Source organism: Ignisphaera sp., from assembly GCA_038735125.1.
In the GTDB taxonomy this organism is placed as follows: Archaea; Thermoproteota; Thermoprotei_A; order Sulfolobales; family Ignisphaeraceae; genus Ignisphaera.
In genome coordinates, this window is record JAVYNU010000005.1 from 31,827 (window position 1) to 56,735 (window position 24,909).

A 24,909-nucleotide genomic window follows, 5' to 3' on the forward strand; every position below is an offset into this window, starting at 1 on the left:
AGTTTGGGAAAAGATAAATTGAGTTACATAACCATAAATGTTAAAATAATGCCCCCCTTCACCCCAGATATGAAGTCTCACGAACTTCTTGTAGAGATCTCCTCATCAGCAACGATACTGGATGTAATTAAAGAGCTTTCTACAAAAAGTGGTATAGCATTAGAGAAGATTCTTGATTATAGTGAAGATGGGATTAGACTTAGAGATAATGTTGTTGTTTTAGTAGATGGGGTAATTGTAGATGATTTAAAGAATAGAGTTGAGGGTGTTAAAAAAATAGTTTTGATGCCTTTAGCTCCAGGAGGGTGATAGCTTCATAGACTCTCTGGAAATAGTGGTTTAGCGCCTTTTTCTTTAAATATCTTAATAACTTTCTCTTGCTCTTCTAGAGAGAGCTTTCTAAACCTTTTCCCTGCACTTAGAATCATTGGCCACAGCCTAATGTCTCCCGCCATGGGATATGTTGCAACTGGTTCCTGGGATAGTGTGTACCACACAGCCAGATCTATATCCTCTTGTGTGTCGAATGGCTCATACCATGTTGTATATCTTTTCTCTCCAACATATCTTCTCCTAGCAATAGACTTTATCGCTATCACACCTATGTCTCTATCCATAGCAACCTTTAGGACTGGTCGAAAATCGTTCTCAGGTCTTGGCATAGTCATTGCAGCTGCGTATACAGGTATCAGTATAGTGTCAAAATCGAACATCTCTAAAGCTTTTAGAGCAACCCTCATATCAGCATGAACAGTTATTCCAATGAATTTTATCAATCCCTGGTCACGCGCCTCCAAAAACGCTTTTGCAGCACCGTTTTCGCTAAAAATCTTATTCAATTCATCTAGCGAGCCTACAGCATGAAACTGGTAAATATCTATTGAGCTAACCCCAAATCTAGACAAAGTTGTTTTAAGCTCTCTCCAAGCCCCTTCATAAGTTCTCTCAAGAGTTTTCTCAGCAATGATAAGCCTATCTCTATACTTCTTTATCAGAGGCCCTAGCCTCACCTCAGCCTCTCCATAGCTAGGAGCAATATCAATGATATTCAAACCCTCATTAATAGCATTCTCAACAGCCCTAATAGCTTCCTGCGCATCTGGATAAACACCTGGACCATAACCACCTATAGTAAGTATTGACACCTTAAAATTCGTTCTACCTAACCTTCTATACTCCAAAACCTTCCACCACTTACAATCTCTCTTTAAATGTTTAAAAATTTTCTTATACTGAAACAAATACATTAGTAAACACATTATGTGGATAGAGAAATTTGAATAGCTTTTTTATGTAGAATACAAATTAGTAAAGAAACTAATTGATATTAAGATTGTTTGATTTGGTGTGTTGATATGAGTCTTAAGGAAATAGTATTTGAATTAGCTAATAGCATAGCTAATGATGATTATAGGAGGATAGTTTTAGATATTTTAAGTAACCCTGTATTAACATTTTCAAGTACAAAGCCTTTAATAGCATTTGAGGATTCCCCAGCTGCCCCTAGGAAGCATCACCTCTTCTCTGGTGGTCTACTCATCCACACAATATCTGTAGCGCTAGTAGCTAAGTGTATTGCAAATACCTTTAAGAATATATATGGAGTTGATATCGATATTGATCTTGTCATTGCTGGTGCCATACTCCACGACATATTTAAGTACTATCAATATACACCAGATTCGTTAAACGGAGGATATAAGCCTAGAGAGGACTGGTATTTGAGTCACGACTATGCAATTGTGGCAGAGTTATCAAGAAGAGGTGCGCCAGAAGCTCTTATAAGAGTTGTTTCTGAAGCTCATGGACTTGCACCATTCTCAACAATCGAGGGCTTGGTTCTTCATCTTGCAGACTCTGTTGATGCTAGGTTTGGAGAGTATATACAAAATGTTTTGATTTCAAAACTTAGAGATATTGAGAAAGAGGGGTGTAACATATACAAGGTTTTGGATGGGCTTGTTAAGGCTATTGGAATTAAAAATCTGTTGAAAGAACTTAAAGAAGATAAAGAAAATGTGATGAGAAGAGCTGTAGACATGTGCAAATCCCTAAAATAGCTTCTAGAATCCTTGTAGCTTTGCGAAGATGTTGATGGTTTTTGGTGGAGGTATTTACTAGCATTTATAGGAATTGTCAATGCAAAAACGGTATATGGTATGTGGAAAGACTGTAAGTGTTAACCTGTTGTGGGATGAGATCTGCGCTCTCTAAACCACCCTACCCTAGACCAGAAAAGCATAGATAGGAAATGAGGATGGGCATGACAATGAAGCCGTGTTCCCAAAGACTAGGGCAGGAAAACAGACAGAGAATGAAAAACCATAAACGCTAGACATATAGGTTCATCTTCTCTTTATTAAAAGAAATACAAGTACAATTACAACGATTAATACTGCTATGGCAACACCCATAACTAGTGATATAGAAAACAAAGGCGTAGCTGTATTTATAATTGTTGTTACCGAGGTTATGATTGTGTATAGACTTGGTATTATTTTAGAAGTTGTAACCAGCGTTATCTGAGGGCTTGTTGTTTGCGTTGTTGTCATAGACTTTGTGATTGTTGTGGGTGTTGTGGTTGATACAATGGCTGGCATTGTTGATGTGGTTGCAATGGTCTTGGTTGATGTCGAGTAGATCATTATTGTATACATTATTGTTGCCGGTCCTTTGAATTCTATCACAGTCTTATTATCCATAGTGCTATAAAATGTTGTTTCATTGGGTATCGATAGAAGGAGTATATTTGGAGCTATTACCAGTTTTATGGTAACTGGTTGAGAAACATTGAGCTGAAGAACACCATTGGTGATTGTTACATTGGCTATGTAGTTTATGGATACTGTTGCATTTCTTGGTGAAACTATATACAATGAGTTGTTTGCTAATAGCCATTCAATATCAGTATTCGCAGAGATCTCCATGGATATATCGACAGGCTTTATAGGTAGAGTAACATTTGTTATTCCCTCAGCCACCGAAATATTCATGTAAACCTTTGCCACACCATCTTCGTTAATCTCCACTATTACAGCAGAATTCGATGATTGACCTATGACTATGGATAGAACAGTTACAAATAATGCAACAAGTGTTAGCAGACCATACCCTCTTGTCATAGCATTTAGCACCTGTCAAGAAAAAGTATAACTCAAAACAAAGTTACTTTTAAGTTTTTCTATGTGATGTTATTAAATGCTGAATAAGTTTTTTCCTAACTTCGAAATTCTCTTTAAAGTAATCGACAAGGTTATCAATGCATTTTCTACTCATTCCTCGCCTTGCTATACATGGGAGTTTCTCCACACAATCATTATCACCTAGGCATACATTCCTTAAAATCTCTACATGAGTCTTTGACACTTTCGGTTTTGGTATTGCTAGAAAGTCTTCTTTAATTTTTCCCCTTTTAAATCTTGCCATGCTATAGAGACATAGTGTAATTATGGGTATTAGAGATATTTGCATAGCTAGCTGATTTGATAGAGCATATATTGCTAGGTGCAAATATCTTACCGGGTTAATGTATACTGCAATAGCTTTTTCTATGCCGTATAAATCCACGAGCTCTTTTAATGAAAGCAGTCTTAGATTATACTTAGAAGCATCGACAACGAATATCTTCTGCGAAGTATTTTTGCATATATAATCTATGACCACATTGAACATTGCTCCATAAATGTTTTGCGAAGAAGAATTGAAAACAGCATTAATGGCTATAGAGCCATCTCCAAAAATTACAGCTTCTATTTCATTTCTCTGACACTCTGCCCCAACAATATAATTGTTTACATATGCTATTGGATGACAAGAGCTATTATCTAAAATTATTACAGGTGAGACGTAGGCAAAGGCAATGTAAAATAGCCTACCATTTACATTAACATAGCCATAGACAATGCCGGTATGGTTCAGAGACATAATATACTTGAATGCATCAATTCTGACTGGGAGACCAAGTGTTTCTAGGATTTGATTTCCATAAGGACCCTCATCTAATATAACGACTTTTGCTCTTGTCCTTAAGACTAGATGTGAAATTGAATATAATTCCTCTTGGCTGAACATTTTTTCGGGTGATATAATAAATATGGTCGTGCATCCACTAAATTTGTTGTGTTCTGCATTGGACCAGTTATCCACAAGAAAAACAGTGCCGCGCTCAGCAAGAAACTTAACGAATTCTGATGTGCCATCCCAGTAGATATTTAGAGGAGATGCGCCAGAGAATGTTACTCCAGGGATATTCTTTTCAAATGAAGCAATTAGTATAAGTAGCATTAGAATCATTAAAGCAAAAAGCAGGATATTATAAACATTGTCACTCTTTTTCATGGCACAACTCACTAGCATAAGATAGTAGGATTACTCCTGAAAGCAATGAAATTATTGATGCTACATATCTCTGTAGAACTGCTAAGATAATAGATGATATTAAAACAGATATTGCTGCATATACAAGCATTGTTTGTAGCTTGCTATTACAATCCATGGAGCATAGCCTCAAAAAATTTAATCCAAGGGTCTAGATCATATGATTTATCATTGATGAAGCCAGTTATATACAGTACCGCAGCTGTTATAACTATTGCTGCTGTAAATATGTTGCGATATAAGCCCACCTTTAATTTGCCCAAAAATTGCATAGTCGGCAAAGCGATTGCTATAGATATTAGTGTGGAGTACACAAAGTTTCTTACGGTGATATCGACAAACAGGTTGATTTCTGCTGTAAGTATAGAGAATAGGAGAAGCTTGTAAATATAGTTGGAAAAGGATTTTAAATTTATTAGAAATGATGGAGGTTTAAATCCAATTGACATAGCATTACCCATTCTTAATGATATTAATGCCTTTGACAAGAAGTATATCGAAGATGTATAGATAGATAGTATTGCTAAAATGTCCATATAGTCATACAACCCAGAGGACAGTGCATATGCCAGTACAAGTGATGTTAATATTAAAGAGAACATTATTAGGTAGACTCGTTGATTATGACTTCTCCTACTGATCACCAGCATTTTCTAGAACGTCTAAAGCCTTATTTAAATCCTCTAGATCTTTCCTACCCCAAGCATTTGAATACCTTATAATTTCATATTTTGCTGTAGCGAGTTTAATCAAATGGACATTGTGATGTCCTTTATCTACGAGTTTTGCCAAAACATCTCTATGCGTATCGAAACTAGATATTGTTATATTAAGCCTTCTGCAGATCAGTGATAATGTGGCCCAAAATCTGTATAGACTTGCATATCTCTCATCATTTTCACCATGTTTGTTTCCCTTACTAACCATGGTCTTTGTTTTGCTCCATTCCAGAAAAGCTTTGATATACCTAAAGAGATTGTGTCTGAAGATGGCTATTATAACAAGTAATAGGGTTGATGAAGCAACAACAATTGTCATTGTCTGGGTTTTGCAACAGAAATACTGCTGTTTTTGGTTACTAAGGAGTATGATTGGTTTTGTGTTACTGAGATTTTTCTGCATCTGATTATACTCTGGAATAGACTCTGCAAACACTGCTGTATTTGATTTTGATACAATCTCTGTTAGTATCTTAGATTCTTTGACTATATCAAAATCTACCTTTATACCTTGCTTATTAATTGATGAGCCATTTTCTCTATGTTCCTTATTGCTAAGAGGTGTTTGCGTCTCTGTGAACTCAATACCCATGTAGATAGGTGTTGCATTGACCGGATAAGGCGTTGTGTTATAGGAGGGGGCTGAATCCTCTTCAGTTTCTATTTCATTGTTTATTAAACCAAGTTTTGTAGAGTCGCTTTTATTTCCATACCGTCCTATAATAACAATGCTTTCTTCATAACTTATATTATTTTCAGCTAGTGTTTGAAGTATATCCTCAGTTTTGTAGTTTATTCCAATAATTATGGCTGCTAGGATATCACCGATTTTTATATGGTTTTTATCCCTAGTAATTTCTATTAATCTGTAAACAGCTTTTTCAATGGTACTAATGTCTAGATAAGCATTGCTATTCTTTGAAGTGTTGTAAACAACTTTATAGCTCGTTTGGGGCTTGAAATTTATTGGATGAAACTCCACATAGCTTCTAAGAAATATTGCAGAAACAATTGAATCGTAAAGCAGCATCTCATCCAATAAATTCTTATACGTTGATTCATCCATAGTGATTATGCCGTTGTATAGCATTAAAGTTATCAAGAGCTTAGATAAGAGCTTTGATGTAGCATTTATTGATATACCCTCCCCAGCTTTCTCTGTAATTAGGTTAATGAAATTGTAGATATCAGTAATGTTATATTTGCACATTTCATATCCATAGTAGAGATTTATAACCAACTTCGATATAGTTTTATCACAACTCAGATTATCTGTAGATAGTCCAGAGCTTTTTAGAGTTGCCATTAACAACTTCTCGATATCTTCTTCAGTTATATAGTCCTCTTCACCAGAAAACATCTTTAAAGCTCTAAGCTGTATAGCCCCTATAAACAATGCCAATCTGCTATCATTAAATACCATGAATAAGAGCTTCTTGGATTCATTGCTATTGTATTCACTTAAATTAATTGAAATATTCATATTCTGCGCCCATTGCTCTAATGCAGAAGAGGCGTAGACTATCATTGAAGCGGCTTTTTCAAGCTCTATTGAATGTCTCTCTAGGGCTAGAACATTGAGTAAGCTAGACATATGTAGTAGGATAAGCATTATGATGACTTCGGTTAAAACTCTAGTTGTTAAGTTAGCCATGTAATCTCGCTAACAACATATTTTACTAAAAACTAAATATTTGTTATTGTGACTAATGTGACAACGTTTAGCAAGATTGTGCAAAGGGTTGTTGAAGAGTCTTCTAAGGTGCTTGTTGATAGATCTAGCTATGTTGAATTAGTAACATTTTCCATAATTTTTGAAGGTCATGTGCTTATAGAGGGCATTCCCGGAATAGCCAAGACCCTAACTGCAAAAACAATTGCAAAGCTTTTAAATCTATCATTTTCAAGGATTCAGTGCACTGTAGACATACTTCCATCTGATATTATAGGAACCAGAATATTTAATCAAAAGACAGGCGAGTTTGAGCTTAGATTAGGACCTATATACTCTAATGTTGTATTGGTTGACGAAATTAATAGAGCTTCTCCAAGAGCACAATCAGCTCTCTTAGAGGCTATGCAGGAGAGGCAGGTAACCATAGATGGCGAGACCATTAAGCTTCCCAGACCCTTCATCGTTATAGCAACCCAAAACCCTATAGAGCTAGAAGGTACATTCCCTCTTCCAGAGGCACAGCTAGATAGATTCTATATAAAGATTAATATGAGCCCCCTTGAGAGGGCATCGCTAATTAAACTTCTTAAAAAGGATTTGAGGGCCATAGAAAAAGAGTTTGAGAATCTAAGGCCTGTGGTAAGTAGGGTGGATATAGAGGAGGCATCAAAAGAAATAGAATATGTATATATAGACGATTCTATATATGACTATGTTGCAAGAATAACTGAGTATAGTAATAGACATCCTGCTGTGAGACTTGGAATAACCCCAAGAGGAGCTTTAATGCTAATTAACCTAGCTAAAGAGTTTGCACTTTATGAAGGAAGAAAATACGTCATACCTGATGATGTTAAAAAGGCATCTCTGCCTGCATTATCGCATAGAATCTTGCTAAAACCCGAATACTTAGCTGAGAAATACGATGTAGAGCGTGTAATACAGGAAATTTTGACTAAAGTTGAGGTGCCAAGACCATAGAGCAAAGCAAACTGGAATTCTATCCAACACCAAATACAACATTATATATTGTATTCCTATTTGTTCTAGCACTGCCTATCTACATAAATAACATTCCGAGAATCCTAGCACTGTCTGTAGTGACTGCAGTTCTAGCAATTGTCTCAACATCACTTTCTATAGTGACATCGGTAAAGAACATAGTATTGGATATAAAAGCTCTAAGACTTGATATAGCCGGGTTAGAAAACGAATATATTGAATTACCATTTATTGTAATGTGTAGATTACCCTATTTTTTGTCTATTACTGCTGTAGAGTTAGATAAGGATATGGGCATCTCATATTCTAAACATGTTACACACATAAACGGCGATGTATTTGAGTTAAAAATCTATGTAAAGGGTTATGTTGGCGCCCATAGAATAAATGGATTGACAATAACCTTTCATGACATATTCAGATTATTTAGAATTGTAGTGAAATCAAGATTAGATACACCAATAGCTGTGTATGTAGTTCCTGTTGAAACATTAACTCGGTTTAGAATAGAATTTGTACTGCCATCAGAAGTTTCATATGAATCTTACTTATCTAGGAGAAGAGGATATGGAATAAACATACTTGGTATAAGGGAGTATATTGTAGGTGACGAGTTTAAAAGAATAGCTTGGAAAGCAACAGCAAAAACAGGTCGTTTAATGGTCAAAGAGTACGAGGGCATGTCCTATAGAAACATAGTTGTTGTTGCATCTCTTCACAATGGACATTACATAGGGGATCCACCACCCATAAACTATATAGCAAACACTATACTAGGTATTGTCTCTAATGCTTGTGAGAGAAATATGAAGATAAGGGTTGGAATAATCACAGAAGAAAGTATAAAGATAAGTGATGAGATAATTAAAAAAGGAATTGACAATATATACACGGTTCTATCTTTGATTGAATGGCCTCTAAAACTAAGTAGATTTCATAGCTATTCTAGTAGCAATAGAATAGTTAGATGGTTCGTTAAACAGCTGGTTTTCAATACCTGTAGAGAGCCATGCATCATTGCATTATTTATTGATCCATTAGATGACTTAGACGTTGAAAATATTGCAAGGCTTTATAGAGAGCTTAAGGTATATGGACATGAGCTAAGATTGTTTCTAGCACCGCCAGCACTAATAAATCTTCTGTCTAACAAGAATTTGTCTTTACAAGACCTTGACAATGTTGTAAAAGAAATTAATAGAATAAATACAATAGTTAAAAGACTTCATAGAATAGTAAAGATTTACGCGCCAGATAAATATATGATAAAATAAAAAATTATTTGAATCCTGGTGGCCTTACCCTCAAAACATCTTTGTTTACTAGTGTTGGTGGCTCTCTACCTTCGTAAAATGCTATGAGATTTTCTGCAACAAGTTCTGCCATTGCATGCCTAGCTTCATAAGTTGCAGAGCCTATGTGTGGTACCAGCACGGCGTTCTTAAATGCTGTTAGTGGGTGGTTTGGTGGGAGAGGCTCTTGCTCAAAGACATCCAGACCTACACCAGCTATCCAGCCCTCGGCCAAGGCTTTTACTAAAGCATTTGTGTCTATCACAGCGCCCCTTGCAGTGTTTACTAGTATAGCTGTCTTTTTCATCTTTTTGAGCTTCTCCTCGTTAATAAGATGATAGGTTTCTTTGCTCAGGGGCACGTGTATTGAGACTATATCTGCTTCTTGCAAAAGAGCGTCAATATCTCTGTATTCCGCGCCAAGGCTTTTCTCCAATTCCACATTCCTTGATTTATCGTAGTATATTATCTTCATGCCAAATGCCTTGCCTATCTCAGCCACTCTAGAACCTATTCTGCCAAGACCTACGATGCCCAGTGTCTTCCCCTTTAACTCAATACCTAGCATCATATGTGGGTGCCAACCAGTTTTAGTTCTCCACCACTCACCCCACCTAACGAATGTATCAGCTTCAACAATTCTTCTCGCAACAGCTAGTATCAAAGCCCATGTAAGCTCAGCTGTAGCCTCTGTCAAGACACCAGGTGTGTTGGTAACATAGATTCCCAGTCTGGTTGCACACTCAATATCTATATTGTCGTAGCCAACAGCATACTGGGCAACAATTCTAAGCTTTTTGGCTTGCTGCAAAAGGTTACAGTCTATTCTGTCGCTCAACAAAGATGCTAGTGCATCAACCTCTTTGGCTTTTTCAAGAAGAACCTCATATGGTGGAGGCTGATACCTGTCCCAGACCTCTACATCATAATACTTACTTAGTTTTTCGATAACATCGGGGAAAAGTTCTCTTGTTACAAAAAGTTTTGGTCTCATAGATTGCACCTCAACCCAGTCGTTGTGATACCTACACTTAATAAGTTTAACGCTATATTTTTAGGTGATTAATTTAAAAGCTATTCCTTATATCCTAAATATCTCCAGCATCTAACATTCACATCATCTATTTTTATAAATGGTGGTAGTTTACTCCAGCATATATCCTTTGCATAAGGACATCGATTTGCATATCTGCAACCCGTAATTAGAAACTCCTTTACCTCTAAAGCAGATGGCTTTATCATAGGAACCTTTTCTCTTGTTGCCGGATCGGGATCGAGTATGGAGTCCAGCAATGCTTGAGTATATGGATGTTTAGGTTCATGATAAACTTTTGTTATAGGTCCAAATTCAATTAAAGTACCTCTATACATAATCGAGATGTAATCACCTATATAATATGCTGTAGCTAGGTCATGTGTAACATAAATTATGTTCATATTCATTTCCTCTTTCAAGTTCTTTAATATGTTCAGTACACCAATCCTTAATGTTGCGTCAAGCATAGATACAGGCTCGTCTGCAAGAATTATCTTTGGATTTGTCAGCAAAGCTCTTGCAATTGAAATTCTTTGAAGTTCTCCGCCAGAAAATTCATGTGGATACTTACCAAGTATTCTATCTAAACTTAATCCAACATGACGAAGCACCTTATCAATTCTATTCTCAATCTCATCTCTATCTTTTAAGCCAAGAAGATTTCGAGCTGTGTCAAAAAAATATGAGTCTATTTTCCTAAGTGGGTTAAAAGCTTCATAAGGATCTTGAAACACTGGCTGAACTTCTTTTCTATACCATTTAACTAAATATCTCTTTAGTCTATGTACATCATATCCTCTATATAAAACCCTTCCAGAATCAGGTTTGGTCATCCCCATGATTATTCGAAGTAATGTTGTTTTGCCACTACCGGTTTCACCAGCTATAACAACGATACTTGGTTTTCGGAGATCTATATTGATCGATATACTATCCAATGCCTTAAACTTTCTTAGGCCTAAAAGACCATAGCCATAAAGTTTTGTTACATTCTCGATGATAAGCATGTTATCTTCAGCCAAATAACATCACCTACTGTTTGCATAAAGCCAACACTTAACAAATCTCCTGTTATCTAGTCTTATCTCTGGAGGCTCCCTAACTCTACAGATATCCATTGCATATGGACACCTCGGGTGAAACCTACATCCAGGTGGGGGGTTGATCAAATCTGGTGGAGATCCTGCTAAACCTTTTCTAAGTGTTTTATCACCTTTTCTAATGAGTGAATCTATCAGTGCTTTTGTATAAGGATGTAGAGGTTCTTTAAATACTTCTAGTACATTTCCTGTTTCAACTATATTACCAGCATACATAACAGCGATTCTATCATCCATATATGCATGTACGGACATATCATGGGATACCAGTATAAATGAACTTTTATTATCTTCTCTCCACTCTTTAAGAAGGGATAGTATAATTCTTTGTGTCATTACATCAACAGCTGTTGTAGGCTCATCTAATAAAACTATCCTCGGATTAAATATAAGACTTAATGCAATCACGACCCTTTGTCTCATACCACCCGAAAGTTGATGAGGATATGCATTTATAACCTCAGGAGGTAAACCCATTATCTTTAGCGTTTCCTTTAATTTCTCTACATACTCGCTTTTTTCAACATTAATACCATGATATTTATATACATCAATAAACTGATCCTTTATTTTCTTTAATGGATTTAAAACATTCATAGAATTTTGAGGTATATAGGACATCTCTAGCCACCAGATGTTTTTTCTAATATAGTCTATTCCAAGCTTATTCAGCTTTAGAGAATCACCATTTCTTGTTACAATAGAAACTTCACCACGTCTTATAACTAGTGGAGGTATTATAGCACCATAAATCATTTTAATTAATGTAGACTTGCCACAACCAGACTCTCCTGCTATTCCCAATACCTCATCTTTGTACAACTCTAGCGTAACATTGTCAACAGCATGTACAAACACCCTTCTTTCTCCAACAAATACTTCATAACCGCCATCAAGATTATTGGCTGTAAGAATAATCTCTGACATTATCATCCCCAAGTAACTCTAACCCTAGCAAACACGTATTTGTCTATTTCCACCATAAGTATATAGAGAGATAGTACAAAGGCAACTATAAATGCTATTGGTATTACAAGCCACCACCAAACACCTAGCAATATAGCTTGATAGTACATAGCCCAGTGAATTGTTGTACCAATAGTCGCTTCTTCCATTTTCATAGCACCAAATATGGATGCTGTTACCTCGTTACCAATGGCCCATGTCATAGTACCTATAAGATTTATCATTAGATATCTAAGAAGGTATGGTACAAAATCTTTAAATATGATTTTATATAGCGATAATCCAGTAAAGTATGATGTGTAAACAAAGGTTCTTTGACTTAGGCTAGACAAGATTGCATATATAGATCTTGCTGGAAAGCCCCAGCCTATCAACCCCATTATAACACCTATTAAGGGTATTGTTAAGTAGTCGCGCCATGCATAAAATATTACCATGAGCAATGGCAATCCAGGAATGACACAAATTATATCGGTTATAGTAAGTAGTATAGACCTCATCACAGACCTAGACAATGCAGCTGTAGAGCCTATAATCCATGCAATTAAAACAGATATTATTGCAGCCATGAAACTAATTATTATTGTGTTCCTAAGCGCTATTGGCGTTAATAAAAATAGGTCTTGGCCCATAATCGTTGTGCCAAACGGATAAGAGAGGCTAGGTGGTTGTGCTGGAGGAGCATAATACCATCTTCCAGGGTTTATAGGCATTCTAAGAGGGTATATGAATGCATAGAATAGTAGAGAAATAAATATTATCAACGGAATTAAAAACTTTGGTCTAAAGGCAAATTCCTTGAATCTATATACGTAAGCCACCCTAGCATCACCCTTGACCAGGATACCTGATTCTAGGATCTATAAGCGGATATACCAAATCTAGAATAAATGTTGCAATAGCTGTTGCAACAGTTGCAAAGAATAATATGCCAAGCATTAAATTGAAATCAGCATTTGCTATAGCACTTTGAAGCACATATCCTATACCAGGATAGTTAAATATGTATTCAACAAGCAAAGACCCTACAAACACTCTTGAAAGTCCTAAAACCAAAGAGGTGAATTGCGGGAGAATAGAGTTTCTAAATATCATAAATCTAATAGATCTTTGCGGAGCTCCTTGAAGAAATGAATAAACTATGAAATCTTCTTCACGCATTTTAAGTGCCACAGCCTTCATACCAACAAATCCTCCAAACCATCCAAATAAAACTAAGACTAGCAAAGGAAACAACGCTCTTCTAAGCATATATATTAACATATCTAGAAATGTACCTCCTGGATAGCCGCCACTTGGAATCGGTAATTTAAGGATTAGAACATAAAATATTAGAAATGCTGTAGCTAATACTGCAAATGGTATAGGCTGAAAACCTACAGCTATATTCTCTAAAACATTAGAGATCCTTCTATGCTTAGTTAAGGCAGCCAAAGCTCCTAAAACATTGCCGATAATCCAGCTAATAACAGAAGCTAAGATAAGTAGTAATAGAGACCATGGAAGAGCCTTTGCAATCACATCTTTTACATTGGTCGGGAAAAATGCGAAAGAGGGACCCATCTCCCCTGTTATCATATAATTTTTCAAAAAAATCAAATACTGAATAATTAGTGGTTTATCAAGCCCATATAATTGGAGTAATTGTGCTCTCATAGTTTCAATTTCCTTCTGCGTAAGAGTTGAGCCTTGGGACAACAACCTTGATATAAATAGATCAGCCGCATTAAAAGGCATCAATCTAGACAAGATAAATGATATCGTTAATCCTGCCCATATTACAAGTAGGGCTAACAAAGCTCTCTGTAACACATATTTTATAACTGGATGCATAAACATCACCAAAATGATGGAATTTAAAAAATGAATATTTGAATGTTTATTTTCTTTTTATTGTCCATCCGATTGCTATTCCGATTGCTAGGAGCGCTATTGCTATTACTGTTGTTGTTGTCCATTCTGTTACTGTTATTGTTGTTGGTGTTGTTGATACCGTTGTTGATAGTACTGTTGACATTATTGTTGCTGTTGTTGGTATTGTAACGCTCTTCTCAACTGTTGCTGTAATGGTGGCAGCCGGCATAGCAGCAGTCTGTGTTGGTGTTTGTATTGTTGGGGATGTTGTTGGAGGTGTGGTGGTTGTTCTAGGCTGTGTAGCTGGAGATGTTGTTACTCCTGGTGCCCCTAAGATTTTCTTTAGAGCTTCTTCCGGTACTGTTGGAAATGTTATTGTACCTGGTGGTGGTTCGTTTACAGGTCTGCTTGTAGGTGTATCAATAGATGATTTAACTGGTATTAGGTTACCTATCACTATTTGTGCATACTGATTGCCCCACAATTTAAGACCTGCATAGAAGTTATATGCATTTGGCCAGTTAGTCCAATAATCTGTTAATACAGGTAACAACTTCTTACAGTCCCCAGTCCATATAACTGGCATGTCTTTTAGCATTGTTAAGATAGCCTCCTTTAAATACATCCTTGCTTCTGAAGATCCAGGTGGACTATTCAAAGCTTTTAGTAGTGCTTCATCAAATTTTGGATTGCAATATCTTGCTCCATTTGATGAGTAGTTTCCTATTGGTTTCACATAGTCACATCTCCAACTATCAAAATGTATTGGCATAGCATTTGGATCATTACCGCTTATACCCCAGTATGACCCTACCTCAAAAGCACCATAATTAAGTTGTGGTGTCCAGAAACTGGCAGATTCTAGTGGAACAACTTCAACATCTATTCCAAACTTTCTCCATTGTTCTGCAACAGCAAGTCCAAGGTCTATAGCGTCGTATTCAAAACCTGACGGTACATTGAGTTTCATTTTCCATGGTTGTCCATTAGGCAAAAGCCATTTTCCATCTGATCCCCTCTTAAATCCTAGACTTCTCAATATCTGTTCAGCAGCATCTGGAGCATATCTCCACCATCCTATACCCCAAACCCATAAAATTTCCGGTGTTGTTAAGTTCCTAGTAAGCAAACCCGTGGATCTAGCCCAATTATATACCCTAAATGGTATGGATGAATCGAAGACCTTCATCTTTGTTCCATTAGGCAATGTTATCTCAAAATTCAATAGATCATCAAATAGGAGATCAAATGCTAAGAATGCGGCTGCTGGGTACCCAGCCGCCCCTGGAATTACAGTCATTCTCTGAACACCTTTGTATCCTACTGTCATAACCTCCGTCATGTTAATTGCTAATGCAAGTGCCCATCTAACCTGGGTTATGTTATACGGATACTTCATATTATTGAAGTATATGCCTCTGACTGTTGTGTCATAACCCCAGAAGTAGGGGTAGTATGGTAGCCATGCCTGAACCCTGTCGCCAAGAACCCTTCTTAGAGACTCCCAAGCCTGCCAAGTTGCATCAAATATCCAGTCAAGCTCGCCTCTACTCATTGCAAGAACCTTATCAGTCTCTGTTTTGAATACTCTAAACATAACATATTTTGGCCCTGGCCATAAGATAATCTTTTGCTTGTATAAAGGCATTATGGATGATCTATTCCAATCATCTCTTCTCTTCCAGAGAAACCAAGTACCACCTGGATCATATGAATGAAGTACATATGGTCCTATGCAAACTGGTGGGTTATAGAGATTTGCATGTATATTTGTTTCATTTACACCAATTTTTTGGAAGTATCGCATAGGCATCATATAATTGTATATTCCAGGGCCTATGATAGTAAATACAAGGTAATGGAAATACGGATTAGGCTTCTTAAGCTTTATTACAAGCGTATAGTCATCCACAACCCATGCTGAATCTACCCAAGTATTTAACGTTGCATAAGCCGACAACTTATTATTTGCTTTAGAAACATTTATAGCGTAAACAACATCCCATGCAGTAAACGGATCTCCATTACTCCAATAGACACCTTTCACAATTTTTATTGTAAGCATGGTGTAATCGGAACTGTACTGAGGATAGCCATCAGCTAGCCAAGGCATTGTAACGCCAGTTTTATAATCAGTATAATACAGCGTTGAGAAACACACCTGGTTTATGCCTACCATTGTAGCTTGTGCACCTATAACCCATGAATTAAAGTTATCAGGGTTAGCAATACTACTAACCTGAACATCCAGAATAAGAGTTTCTTCTCTTTTGACGCCTGGAGGTAAAGCTAGTTGAGCACTTAGCTTAGGAACATTAATTAGTATTGATACTAAAGACAATAATAGGAACGCTAATATTAACATAGTAGTTATAGTTTTACTTTTCATATTGTAACACCCATTTCACGCATTAAAATATGTAAAGTTAAAAATTTTTATGAAAAATAACGTTAATGAGAGTGTTAAAACAGCAGTATAATATTACTTTATATACGATGGGATTTTGTTAAATAATGCTGATACTATTATAGCGGATAATTTTGGCTGTCTATCTCTTGTGTAAATACCTTTTCTATTTAATATTGTTCTACGTGGGCTTTGGGGTGTTCTGAAGTCTGCGAAATTCCATATGTGCAGCCCTACTACATAGTCTTTCTTCATAAGTGCTTCAATGTAGTTTTTGAGGAGCTCTGCTTGATATTCCTCTGACCACATCTGTGGTGGGTCGCTATGCAAGCCTAGAATTGCGTCTGCTCCAAACTCTGTTAGTATTATTGGTTTTTCTGGGAATTTGCTGTGTATTTGTTCGAGCTCATTCAACATACTCTCCACACCTTTTTGTATATCTCCCCATTCGGAGTACCAGCCACGGTAGTAGTTAAGCGATATGACATCGACATAGCTTAGTGCAAGGTCTTTAACTGATCTGTGAGAGGCAAAGGTTGTTGGCCTTGTCGGATCGATGGATTTTGTAAACTCTGAGAGTTTTCTTATAGCCTCTGCAACTTCTGGTATGTCGCTTGTGGGTTCATTCATAACGCTATACATTATTACTGAAGGTCTATTCTTGTGCTGTCTAATCATTTCTTCTATGAATTTCTTTGCTTTTGTCAAATACTCTTCATTGCTGAACAGCTTTGCAATATCCTCATTGCTGAGAAGCCTTTCCATGCCTGAGTAGCATAGAGGTGGCTCTAGAATAACCATAAAGCCGAATTCGTCTGCTAGATCTAGATGCTCGTTAGAGTATGGGTAGTGGGAGGTTCTAAATGAATTTGCGCCTATTTTTTTCATAAGATAGAAGTCTCTTACAAGAACAGCTCCTGGAAGATACTTACCTGTAACAGGAAAGTCCTCATGTCTACCAAAACCTTTGAGAAACACTGGCCTATCGTTTAGGTATATTTTTCCGTTTCTTACCACAACACTTCTAAAACCAATCCGCTCGTAAACAGCATCCCTCAAGATGTTGTCAACGTAAACCTCAACAACAAAGCTATATAGATTCGGCTCTTCAGGTCCCCAAGGCTTTACACCATCATATCTCTTCTCAAATTTCAATACACCAGGTTTAGCATTTCTGATATAGTCCTCTGAGATAACCTTGCCTAGCTCTTTATCCATGAGAGCAACTCTAACATCAACTTCTCTATCACATACTATCTCAATATCTGCTTTAAGGGCTCCACTATGATCTGTAACAATTGTTACATCATCTACATGACAAACATCAGTAAATTCCAAGTAAACAGGTCTGTGTATACCACCATAGTGAAAGAAGTCAAAGACAGTTAAATTAAGTTCCTTTGCTGGAGGTATATTGAGTATCGATGGAGTGTTATCTATTCTTACCACAACTTTGTTAAGATCGCCAAATCTTATGCTATCTACCCTAAACTTGAATTGAGTAAAAGATCCTTCATGCTCACCAACAAACTTCTCATTCATCCATACACTAGTTTTATATCCAGCACCTTCAAATACAATCCAAGCCTCTTTACCATCTAAGAGTCTATCAACATAAAAATTCTTTTGATACCATGCAACACCTGTAAACTGATCCCATTCAGGGTTTTGCTCATTCCAAGACGATGGAACATATATTAAATCGCTAGATTCAAAACCCCTGAACCAACCCTCTTTATCGCCAATGAGATTTCTATCAATTCTAAATTTCCAGAAGCCTTCGAGAGGTATTCTTGGTCTAAACAATGATTTCATAGTTTCACATGTAATAATATGATAGAGGGGGTATAAAAATATTCAATGACTACAAATTATGATTTATTAAAAAGATTTTAATTATGCCAACGATTTTAATGCGTCAATAATTCTCGATCTGAATGTGAGATACTCTTCGGTGAATTCATGCATGGTCTTTGCTGATGGTCCATAAGATGGCCATTCATTTACACCTAGCCCTCTACTCCCATAGTCTCTATCAATGCCGGCCTTCTTTAGAAGCTCGTTGACCTCTGGCGATGCCTCATATGCCTTCACAAAGTCTTCCATTTGCATCAATATCTCAAGATATTTTCTTGGTAGTTGCTGATATATAGACTCTCTCAGATCTTCTAATGCAATGTTCTTCTTGGTGACCTCTTCAGTTACACTTAGTTGGTGGTCTGGGAACTCCGTGTTTGTCATGTTTCTAGATGCAAATGTGTATAGGGTGTCTATAGGCTTTCTTTTTGATGCTGGAAGCAGGTCTATTCTGTCCATAACAAGTTCTGCTTCTTCTCTTGTTAATCCATATTCTCTGATTAGGTAGTTAATCCACTTCTCTCTATTCCATGGAGCAAACATTATTTCGTATACTCTTTGAGCTACAAATGTGCCTGAAAGCCTCAAGGCCTCTTCTATAGGCTGTAGATTGTTCAATGCATCTTCTCTCGATTTATACAAGCCCAATTCAACCAAGGCATCTATAAATGTGTCTCTCAGTAGGTTTCTACCCAAGACTCTTCTACTAGTTAAGAAGCTTGCAACGCTCTTCAAGTCTTTCTTCTTCATTTCTTGCCACACATTATCCTTTACTCCAAGGCCCTTAGCAAGCTTCTCTAACACAGCATTTCTTTTACTTTCATCAGCTCTTTCCATTGCTTTCAATAGAAGTTGCGCAGCAAACTCCTCTCTCAAATGATCCTCTAGTCTACCACCCATATTAGTATCATATGTTTGTGTTGGTATAATACCCTTTCTAATAGCCTTCGCCATTCCCCTTATAGCTGCAAAACCGATTACAACTTCTTGGGAAACTGTAAAGCTAACAGTTATGTTTTGGCCAACACCCATCTCGTTGATTCTCTCAGCAATATCTATAGCAGCTGGATAAGCAGCTGCAACCTTTACAACAAGATTTGCCCTACCCTTCTCCGGTACGTTATAACCCCACCAAAGATACTCATCATATACACCCAAGTCCCTCTCCAATCTTGAAACAAATGTCTTAACAGCTTCAACGCTTTTTTCAACATCATTTGCTATAAGTGGGTTTAGCTGATAGCTAACAAGACCATCGTGATATTTGGAGAGTATGAATGGCACTCTAAACACGTAGAAGTTGTCCATTAAAGCAAATCTGGTAGCCTCCATAGCAATGTCATCAGCGTATTTCTCGGGCTCTTTAAACCACTCTGGGTGTTCTTTAGCTAAAACATTTTTTGCATACTTCTTGAACTTCTCTAGAAGCTCTGGATCATCGTTGTATGCAACAGCTGCTAAGGGGGGATTTGTGGATACCTGTACAAATCCTAAGTGCCTTAGAAATCTTAGCCCTAGTGCATAATCGTTTCCAAATTTGCATAAACCAGCTTCATATGCTTTTCTATAGAATAGATTTCTTATTTGACTAGCCATAGCATTGATGTAGCTTCTAGCTATAGAACTTCTATCAATTTTCTTTGAAACCTCTTGAGCAACCCTCGCAGCAAGACTCTTACCCTTATTAATCTTCATCAAATCATTTAATTGCATATCTATCACAGCTTCCATTATCACAGGCTCTCCAAGTTCTTGTCTTTCAAGAGATTCGAAATAGTCAAGGGCGTTAGTCAAATACCTAATGAGATTCTCTGCATCTTCACTACCATAACCAGCCCATTTACTTTCGGCACCACTCAAATTAAAGATGATTTCGAATAGAGTGTCATAGATTCTGAATCTCTTTAAAACAACTTCTTCATTAAGCTTCCCTGAATGGTCTAAAACCTTTTCACTTTTCAGCATATGCTCAACTCTTCTTATGAGAGAAGAGAATACCTCCTTCGCAATTTTTGCAAACTGTGGGTGGAGTATATGGTCCGCAGCAAGCTTTGTCCAGCCCATTAAAGATGTTTTAATTATATGGTCAGCATGGTCGATTCGAGGAGGCATAGGTAGTGAAAGAGGCTCAGGCTCCATTTTTTTAACTATGTCAATTACAGTTTCCTTACCTACCTTGCTTCCCATACACCCACCTTACACACAAAAGCTAATTTAATTTTGGAATTAATGAGGCTTGAGTATAAAAACTTTACTGTGGATTAATGTATACTACTCAATTATATTCCTGCTTGAAGATAGAGCTGAAAAGCACGTAAAAGCACACTTCTAGCAGAATGTACAACCTCCAATGGATGCTGGCCCTCCTCTGGCCTTACCTCAAAGCTTATAGCACCTCTATAGCCAATATCGCTTAAAACAGATAGAAGTTTCGCAACATCATGTTCTGTATTCAATGCTCCAGGTCTGTAGAATCCTGGATGAGTGTCAAGAAGTTTATCCCCTATCTTCTTTGCACAGCCTATATGGATATGACCTATAAACTCTGGATAGGACTTCAGCATTTCTGGGGATTCATTTAGCAGTGGGGCGTGGCTTAGATCCCACATTATATAAACGTTCTTTACCTGTTCCCTCACCTTCTCAACTATCTTTACAGTTTCTTGCAGAGGGCCTGCAAGTCTCTTCCTATCCCAGACAACGTCAAATGTCTCCAAATAGAGATTCATGCTATACCTGGCAGCTTCGCTACCAAGCTCAACTAGAGTTTTGACCAATGCCTCTTTCGCCTTTTCCCTCTCGGGGCCCTCGATATTCGGTCCAGAACAAATGCCAACAGCCCTATAGCCTCTCTCACCAGCAGTTCTAACCTCTCTAAGCAGAACCTCAACATTTCTCGCTCTCTCTGCTTCATCGACAGCACTAGGATTAACACCTCTTGTTAAGACAACTGGTTGGAGACCTAATGCAAATTTCTTTCCATATAGCTTATTCAATTCACTAATTTTCTTCCACTCCACATCATCTATAATCATAACTTCCAATAAATCAAAGTAAGGGTCTTCTAATAAAACCCTGATCTTCTCTGAGGCACCTTCAGACGTCTTCATAAGTTCTGGAAAAACCATAAATGACACTATCCCTATTTCCCAAGGAAACTTTGTTACAATTTCAAACCCATTCTTCTTTATATAACCATACAACATAGCCAATCCCCACAATTCTTATACACTGTGAAATAGATTTAAATTTAAGTTTTTATGCCCTACTAACAGTGAAAGGTGTCACCATGTATCTGGAAAAACTACCTAGACCAGCATTTGGTGTTAGAATCCCTGATATTGTCATCCCCCCAATGTTGAAAGCATTTAAATATTTGAATATTGCCGGAACTCTCATGCTATCTTTCAATAGGGAGACTGCGCCATCAAGTTTCATATATTCCAACGATCCCAAACTCTTTTATTTTGGCCATACTGGAACATCGATAGAAGAATACATTAGCAAAAGTAGAGAATACAGTGCACTACATGGTCTGGTTATAGAGGTTGAGGCAGATCATGTAGCAATTCTTGGAAGTGTTGAAAGAGCTCTTAAGAAAATTGCTGGAGCCCCTACTCCAGAGCCATTAAGTGAAGCTGAAATAGAGTTTTCTATGCAGTATATAGAGGAGGAATTTAAGGAGGTTAGAAAGATTGGTGGGGTAGATTTTGTTACTATAGACACATGTGAACTTATAGACTATTCAATTGATTCTTTAAATGATAAAGATGTTTTGAGTTTATATGAAAACAGAATAGACTTTGAAACTAGAAAAGAACTTGAAAAACGCTATCTAAAGACATTCACATTTGTAGGGGATGATAGACAAATTGAAATTAAATTTGATAGAATTTCTCTTGCTAGGTTAGCCTTAAAATACTGGAAAAGCATTGAATATGTTAAAAAAATATTGGAAATAATCGAGAAGTATAATGAAAAGCCTTTTGGAGTTGAAATAGCATTTGATGAAACACCCAAAGTTTCGGATCTGAAGGATGTTCTATTCTATGTATTAGAGTTAAAGAGAATTGGCGTAAATCCTGATTTCCTAGCACCAAATATAGGATTTAAGAAAAGAGAGGATTATGACAGTGATGTTGCAAAGCTATATAACTATTTAAGAAATGCACATATATTACTACATTCAAACAACATTTTAATATCTATCCATTCTGGTAGTGGCCATAATCCATATTCTGACAAAGGGTTTGGGATATGGAGGGTTGTCGGCCAAGCAACCAAAGGTATGGTGAAATATAAAATGTCTGGTGTTTTCATACAACTACTCCTAGAGGTTATGTCGAGATTTCCACAAGGCTCTAAAACGAGAAGACTATATGAAGAGATATACGATAGTGTAATAGATCATCTAAAACATGTCATCAAATCTAGATCAGCTTTGTATTCGAAAGAACTCGAGAAACTTCTTGAAAAATATGAGAATTGTTCTGAATGTTATAGAAATCCAAGGGCAGATATATTTAGACATTACTTCTATGTGTTCCAAGCATTGAGAGAAGGAGACAAAAGATTCCTAAGAGAAAAACTTGTAAACCACTATATAGAAACGTCTGAACTTCAAAAAGCATATGAAAAAGAGGTGGCAGATCTGATAGAGCGACTAGCAAAGGCCATAGGCTACGAAAATAACTTACTGAGGTACATAAAATACACTATTTAGTAAGGTTCATAAAGCGCTGGTAGAAGTAAGTCACCCAAATTGAATGATGAACCAGTCTACGGATCTATAAAGACTGTAGGCGGGAAACTGTACAGCTAGAACTGCTAGGTTGAAGCTAGGTGTATAATCCATAAACTTTTTCATTTTCGCTACAGATAGCAGTATCTTCATGTGGTAATTATATCATGTATTGAGGTATATCATCAGGTGTGTAGGCTATTCGAGGATTTAATCTATTTCTTCTTAGAATTTCTATTACATGAGGATATAGAATAACATATTCCTCATCTATAGACTCTAAAAACCTTGGGTGTATCTCCTTTAACCTCTTTTTGAATTGCGCATAGGATTCATCTGTACTAAAGCTAAGCATTATCGCTGGGTAAACATCTTCTCCAGGTTTAAAGCCTACTTCTACGAGGTTTTCTAATGCTTTGAATTGATATTCGTAGAACTCTGGTCTAGCTCCTGTTAACATATGGAACTCTTCTTTTGTGGCACCCTTGAAAGATACTCTAACAACTACTCTATGACCTGCAAGAGCTTTTGCATAGCCTTTTTCCTTTCCTATTAAAAGTCCGTTGGTTTCTAAAATGAATATGTGGTTTGTTTTATCAAAAAGCTCTAAGACCCCTATTAAATGATTAAATGAGAGTGTTGGTTCACCTCCACTAAGTCTAATGTATGTATATCCCTTCTTATTTGCAATATCAGAAAGTTTTTCAAACACCTCAACAGGACCATAAAACTCGCCTTTGTCTGCATGGTGTGTAAATCTCCAGCTCCAGCAGAATTTGCATCTTAGGTTACAGCCCACTACATCTCCTGTTGCTATTCCCCCATACCACCTCCCCCCTCTAAACCTGTAGTACTTCCTCATTTCAATATTGCCAATAATCTTAGTAACATCTCTTTTAACTGCCTCACCAAGTTTGAAAGGGTCATAGCCTTGCATTCTCCTCGACATCTCTAACAATTTTTTCGATAATCACTTTAACAATCTTCTCTAAAGAATTAATATCTCTATATCTCTTCGGAATAAGGATTTCCTCTAACATGCTTCTAACCATAGAGATTCTTCTTGATAGATATGCCAATGATTGTATATATCCATTAAGTTTACCAAAAATTTTTGCAATGCCATATAAGCACACTTCTCTATAGGGACATTTAAAGCAATTCAACTTGTTTTTAATACAAACCTCCTTTCTAATTTGCATGGATTTGAAATCTGGAAGGGCTTTTGATAAATACCATGTGTAATGCCTATCAATAGGGGCATACTCTGTTAATCCAAAGGCATGTAAAAGAAATGCCGAGATTGTTTTTAAACCTACATACCTTAGATTGAGTAACGATAAAGCTAAATCATATATGTCTTCAATTCTGTTGAAAAGCTCGTCAACATATTTCTTGATTTCAAGAAACTGCTTAGCTATATAACCATCTCTAATACCACTTGTATACATAAGCTCTTTGAACCATCTCAATGTGTTAATAAAGTAATCTGTGTTTCTGGATAATAGTATGGCATAGAATATGAGCTTGGCGTCTCTAGGACTATAGAGCAGCGTTATTTTTTCGGCAACACAATCCTCATAACCATAAATTTTACATAATTCCTTGAAGCCCCATCTACTATTGATGCCAAGAACATGCCTAAAGTATTCAATACAATTAGAATCAACTTCACAAACAGTTTTTAGGGAATCTCTATGAAAAACACATTCAATTTTATTGCAAAATCCTATAACTTTTTTAAATATGAATCCGTTCTCGGTAGGCACTATCTCGAATAGTGGAAGTAGATAGGAGTAGTAAAGCGAGTATCCATAGTCGATACCAGTTACCTCTATAATCATTTTTCTCTAGGGCCTATCTAGTAAACTTTCACATACATG

22 protein-coding genes are annotated in these 24,909 nt (G+C 36.8%); 5 read left to right on the plus strand and 17 right to left on the minus strand.

Annotation, left to right across the window (positions count from 1 at the left end):
• The first annotated feature begins 18 nt into the window (after positions 1 to 18).
• Entirely contained in the window at positions 19 to 309 is a 291-nt protein-coding gene (locus QW284_06405) for a hypothetical protein (protein MEM0339300.1), read from the plus strand.
• Between the two features lie 5 nt (positions 310 to 314).
• On the opposite strand, the gene QW284_06410 is transcribed toward QW284_06405, so the two are convergent.
• The gene (locus QW284_06410) at positions 315 to 1,181 is read right to left on the minus strand and encodes an aldo/keto reductase (protein ID MEM0339301.1); all 867 of its coding nucleotides are present in this window, start codon (positions 1,179 to 1,181) and stop codon (positions 315 to 317) included.
• A gap of 174 nt (positions 1,182 to 1,355) precedes the next feature.
• On the opposite strand from QW284_06410, the gene QW284_06415 reads away from it, so the two are divergent.
• Positions 1,356 to 2,060, plus strand: a complete 705-nt coding sequence (locus QW284_06415) for an HD domain-containing protein (protein ID MEM0339302.1) — start codon at positions 1,356 to 1,358, stop codon at positions 2,058 to 2,060.
• 285 nt (positions 2,061 to 2,345) lie between these two features.
• Here QW284_06415 and QW284_06420 read toward each other — a convergent pair whose 3' ends face one another.
• From QW284_06420 to QW284_06440, 5 genes are read right to left on the minus strand one after another with little or no spacing between them, the layout of a single operon-like run.
• Positions 2,346 to 3,122, minus strand: a complete 777-nt coding sequence (locus tag QW284_06420; protein ID MEM0339303.1) for a hypothetical protein — start codon at positions 3,120 to 3,122, stop codon at positions 2,346 to 2,348.
• 49 nt (positions 3,123 to 3,171) lie between these two features.
• Positions 3,172 to 4,338 carry a DUF4350 domain-containing protein gene (locus tag QW284_06425; protein MEM0339304.1) on the minus strand — a complete coding sequence of 389 codons (1,167 nt, stop codon included), beginning with the start codon at positions 4,336 to 4,338 and terminating at the stop codon, positions 3,172 to 3,174.
• The gene (locus QW284_06430) at positions 4,325 to 4,495 is read right to left on the minus strand and encodes a hypothetical protein (GenBank protein ID MEM0339305.1); all 171 of its coding nucleotides are present in this window, start codon (positions 4,493 to 4,495) and stop codon (positions 4,325 to 4,327) included. Before QW284_06430 ends, QW284_06425 begins: the two co-directional genes overlap by 14 nt.
• Positions 4,485 to 5,021, minus strand: coding sequence for a hypothetical protein (locus QW284_06435; GenBank protein MEM0339306.1), 537 nt, complete (start codon positions 5,019 to 5,021; stop codon positions 4,485 to 4,487). The genes QW284_06430 and QW284_06435 overlap by 11 nt, the downstream gene beginning before the upstream one ends.
• Complete coding sequence (locus QW284_06440; GenBank protein ID MEM0339307.1) at positions 5,011 to 6,750, minus strand: hypothetical protein; 1,740 nt, start codon at positions 6,748 to 6,750, stop codon at positions 5,011 to 5,013. Before QW284_06440 ends, QW284_06435 begins: the two co-directional genes overlap by 11 nt.
• Positions 6,751 to 6,807: 57 nt before the next feature.
• Here QW284_06440 and QW284_06445 point away from each other — a divergent pair, with 57 nt between their 5' ends.
• Together QW284_06445 and QW284_06450 are read left to right on the plus strand one after the other, a co-directional pair.
• A complete protein-coding gene (locus QW284_06445) occupies positions 6,808 to 7,752 on the plus strand; it encodes an AAA family ATPase (protein MEM0339308.1) in 945 nt (314 codons plus the stop codon).
• Between the two features lie 119 nt (positions 7,753 to 7,871).
• Positions 7,872 to 9,047 (plus strand): DUF58 domain-containing protein, encoded by a 1,176-nt coding sequence (locus QW284_06450; GenBank protein ID MEM0339309.1) that lies wholly within the window; start codon positions 7,872 to 7,874, stop codon positions 9,045 to 9,047.
• A 4-nt stretch (positions 9,048 to 9,051) separates the two neighbouring features.
• Here the strand turns inward: QW284_06450 and gyaR are convergent, their stop codons facing one another.
• From gyaR to QW284_06495, 9 genes are all read right to left on the minus strand, one after another.
• On the minus strand, positions 9,052 to 10,059 hold the full coding sequence (gene gyaR / locus QW284_06455; GenBank protein ID MEM0339310.1) for a glyoxylate reductase: 1,008 nt from the start codon (positions 10,057 to 10,059) through the stop codon (positions 9,052 to 9,054).
• Positions 10,060 to 10,139: 80 nt separating this feature from the next.
• Complete coding sequence (locus tag QW284_06460) at positions 10,140 to 11,123, minus strand: ABC transporter ATP-binding protein (protein MEM0339311.1); 984 nt, start codon at positions 11,121 to 11,123, stop codon at positions 10,140 to 10,142.
• Between the two features lie 6 nt (positions 11,124 to 11,129).
• Positions 11,130 to 12,128, minus strand: coding sequence for an ABC transporter ATP-binding protein (locus QW284_06465; GenBank protein MEM0339312.1), 999 nt, complete (start codon positions 12,126 to 12,128; stop codon positions 11,130 to 11,132).
• A 2-nt stretch (positions 12,129 to 12,130) separates the two neighbouring features.
• A complete protein-coding gene (locus tag QW284_06470; GenBank protein MEM0339313.1) occupies positions 12,131 to 12,988 on the minus strand; it encodes an ABC transporter permease subunit in 858 nt (285 codons plus the stop codon).
• A gap of 7 nt (positions 12,989 to 12,995) precedes the next feature.
• Positions 12,996 to 14,000 (minus strand): ABC transporter permease, encoded by a 1,005-nt coding sequence (locus QW284_06475; protein MEM0339314.1) that lies wholly within the window; start codon positions 13,998 to 14,000, stop codon positions 12,996 to 12,998.
• Positions 14,001 to 14,046: 46 nt separating this feature from the next.
• A complete protein-coding gene (locus tag QW284_06480) occupies positions 14,047 to 16,410 on the minus strand; it encodes an ABC transporter substrate-binding protein (protein MEM0339315.1) in 2,364 nt (787 codons plus the stop codon).
• 93 nt (positions 16,411 to 16,503) lie between these two features.
• Positions 16,504 to 18,243 (minus strand): glycoside hydrolase family 2 TIM barrel-domain containing protein, encoded by a 1,740-nt coding sequence (locus QW284_06485; GenBank protein ID MEM0339316.1) that lies wholly within the window; start codon positions 18,241 to 18,243, stop codon positions 16,504 to 16,506.
• An 81-nt stretch (positions 18,244 to 18,324) separates the two neighbouring features.
• Positions 18,325 to 20,472: a transaldolase family protein gene (locus tag QW284_06490; GenBank protein ID MEM0339317.1), complete on the minus strand. Its 2,148-nt coding sequence runs from the start codon at positions 20,470 to 20,472 to the stop codon at positions 18,325 to 18,327.
• 92 nt (positions 20,473 to 20,564) lie between these two features.
• Complete coding sequence (locus tag QW284_06495; protein MEM0339318.1) at positions 20,565 to 21,491, minus strand: TIM barrel protein; 927 nt, start codon at positions 21,489 to 21,491, stop codon at positions 20,565 to 20,567.
• An 83-nt stretch (positions 21,492 to 21,574) separates the two neighbouring features.
• Here QW284_06495 and QW284_06500 point away from each other — a divergent pair, with 83 nt between their 5' ends.
• The gene (locus tag QW284_06500) at positions 21,575 to 23,008 is read left to right on the plus strand and encodes a tagaturonate epimerase family protein (protein ID MEM0339319.1); all 1,434 of its coding nucleotides are present in this window, start codon (positions 21,575 to 21,577) and stop codon (positions 23,006 to 23,008) included.
• Between the two features lie 178 nt (positions 23,009 to 23,186).
• On the opposite strand, the gene QW284_06505 is transcribed toward QW284_06500, so the two are convergent.
• Entirely contained in the window at positions 23,187 to 23,963 is a 777-nt protein-coding gene (locus QW284_06505) for a radical SAM protein (protein MEM0339320.1), read from the minus strand.
• Positions 23,950 to 24,870 carry a hypothetical protein gene (locus QW284_06510; protein MEM0339321.1) on the minus strand — a complete coding sequence of 307 codons (921 nt, stop codon included), beginning with the start codon at positions 24,868 to 24,870 and terminating at the stop codon, positions 23,950 to 23,952. The genes QW284_06505 and QW284_06510 overlap by 14 nt, the downstream gene beginning before the upstream one ends.
• Between the last annotated feature and the right edge of the window lie 39 nt (positions 24,871 to 24,909).

Coding starts and splice junctions, on each gene's coding strand:
- QW284_06415 (MEM0339302.1), top strand. CDS start 1,356: ATGAGTCTTAAGGAAATAGTATTTGAATTAGCTAATAGCATAGCTAAT.
- QW284_06420 (MEM0339303.1), bottom strand. CDS start 3,122: ATGACAAGAGGGTATGGTCTGCTAACACTTGTTGCATTATTTGTAACT.
- QW284_06425 (MEM0339304.1), bottom strand. CDS start 4,338: ATGAAAAAGAGTGACAATGTTTATAATATCCTGCTTTTTGCTTTAATG.
- QW284_06430 (MEM0339305.1), bottom strand. CDS start 4,495: ATGGATTGTAATAGCAAGCTACAAACAATGCTTGTATATGCAGCAATA.
- QW284_06440 (MEM0339307.1), bottom strand. CDS start 6,750: ATGGCTAACTTAACAACTAGAGTTTTAACCGAAGTCATCATAATGCTT.
- gyaR (MEM0339310.1), bottom strand. CDS start 10,059: ATGAGACCAAAACTTTTTGTAACAAGAGAACTTTTCCCCGATGTTATC.
- QW284_06465 (MEM0339312.1), bottom strand. CDS start 12,128: ATGTCAGAGATTATTCTTACAGCCAATAATCTTGATGGCGGTTATGAA.
- QW284_06475 (MEM0339314.1), bottom strand. CDS start 14,000: ATGCATCCAGTTATAAAATATGTGTTACAGAGAGCTTTGTTAGCCCTA.
- QW284_06480 (MEM0339315.1), bottom strand. CDS start 16,410: ATGAAAAGTAAAACTATAACTACTATGTTAATATTAGCGTTCCTATTA.
- QW284_06485 (MEM0339316.1), bottom strand. CDS start 18,243: ATGAAATCATTGTTTAGACCAAGAATACCTCTCGAAGGCTTCTGGAAA.
- QW284_06490 (MEM0339317.1), bottom strand. CDS start 20,472: ATGGGAAGCAAGGTAGGTAAGGAAACTGTAATTGACATAGTTAAAAAA.
- QW284_06495 (MEM0339318.1), bottom strand. CDS start 21,491: ATGTTGTATGGTTATATAAAGAAGAATGGGTTTGAAATTGTAACAAAG.
- QW284_06500 (MEM0339319.1), top strand. CDS start 21,575: ATGTATCTGGAAAAACTACCTAGACCAGCATTTGGTGTTAGAATCCCT.
- QW284_06505 (MEM0339320.1), bottom strand. CDS start 23,963: ATGCAAGGCTATGACCCTTTCAAACTTGGTGAGGCAGTTAAAAGAGAT.
- QW284_06510 (MEM0339321.1), bottom strand. CDS start 24,870: ATGATTATAGAGGTAACTGGTATCGACTATGGATACTCGCTTTACTAC.